General features: G+C 73.8%; 1 pseudogene. It reads left to right on the top strand.

Annotation, left to right across the window (positions count from 1 at the left end):
* Nucleotides 1–233 (top strand): annotated as a pseudogene (locus KVT37_RS33090) (NAD(P)H-quinone oxidoreductase); the annotation flags it as partial.

Here is a 233-nt window from a genome sequence, read left to right as displayed (position 1 = left end):
GCAGGCCGGCGCCGTGGCCGGCGCCGACTTTTCCAAGATCATGGTGAAGCGGCTGCCCCATACCGGCTCGACGCTTCGCCCGCGCACCGTCGAGTTCAAGGCGGGGATCGCGGCTGCGCTGGAGGCGCAGGTGTGGCCGCTGTCCGGCACGCGCAAGGGCGCCCCGGCCATGGACATGATCTCCCCGCTGCCCGAGGCCTGGCGGGCGCGTGGGGGGATGGAAGAGGGCGGGG

Origin of the sequence: Mesorhizobium sp. GbtcB19 (assembly GCF_019091085.1) — a bacterium.
In the GTDB taxonomy this organism is placed as follows: Bacteria; Pseudomonadota; Alphaproteobacteria; order Rhizobiales; family Rhizobiaceae; genus Mesorhizobium.
The sequence above is the reverse complement of the archived record's forward strand: the minus strand, read 5'-3'. Positions and strand labels throughout refer to the sequence as shown.